Origin of the sequence: Shimazuella alba, from assembly GCF_009831235.1 — a bacterium.
GTDB classification, from domain to species: Bacteria; Bacillota; Bacilli; order Thermoactinomycetales; family Thermoactinomycetaceae; genus Shimazuella; species Shimazuella alba.
The window spans coordinates 1-756 of record NZ_WUUL01000042.1; the positions used below are offsets into that span (position 1 = coordinate 1).

The window sequence follows — 756 nt, forward strand, 5'->3', positions numbered from 1 at the left end:
TTTTTATTAGTTAAAAAAAGAATACCACACGCTATGCGTGTGGTACCGGAAAGCTTCAAGCGATGAAAAAAATCCCTTCTCGATGCTAGAATATACATGGTTCGTCAACCTGTATATCTAGAATGAGGAGGGATTTCATGTCATTAGACAGGAACAGTTTAGCACATACAAGATGGAATTGTAAGTATCACATAGTTTTTACTCCGAAGTATAGAAGACAAGTTATATATGGAAAGATCAAAAAGGAAATAGGAGTAATTCTAAGGCAGCTATGTGAAAGAAAAGGGGTAGAAATCATAGAAGCTTCGGCATGTAAAGATCATATTCATATGTTGGTAAGTATTCCTCCAAAATTAAGCGTATCCTCGTTTGTAGGGTATCTAAAAGGGAAAAGTAGTTTAATGATATTTGATCGACATGCCAACTTGAAGTACAGATATGGGAATCGAAAATTTTGGTGCAAAGGATTTTACGTGGATACAGTAGGGAGAAATAAAAAAGCAATTGAAGAGTATATAAAAAAACAAATACAAGAGGATATAGTAACGGAGCAACTAAGCATCATGGAATATATAGATCCCTTTACAGGAGAAGAGATTCGGGATGCAAAAAGAAAACGATAATAGCAGACCTTTGAGGTCTAGCGAGTAAAAGTAGTACAGTTGGCGAACCATTCAGAGCCCCTTCAGGGGCTGGTCAGTAATAAAGGCTTTCAGCCGCAGAGCAAACCACCCGTTCACACGGGTGGTTGTGATT

General features: G+C 37.6%; 1 protein-coding gene. It reads left to right on the forward strand.

Going from position 1 to position 756, the window contains the following annotated elements:
* The first annotated feature begins 137 nt into the window (after positions 1-137).
* On the forward strand, positions 138-623 hold the full coding sequence (gene tnpA / locus GSM42_RS20310) for an IS200/IS605 family transposase (protein ID WP_160803384.1): 486 nt from the start codon (positions 138-140) through the stop codon (positions 621-623).
* Positions 624-756: the final 133 nt, after the last annotated feature.

Bases quoted from the DNA above. Each gene is read 5' to 3' on its own strand.
- tnpA (WP_160803384.1), top strand. From the start codon at position 138: ATGTCATTAGACAGGAACAGTTTAGCACATACAAGATGGAATTGTAAG.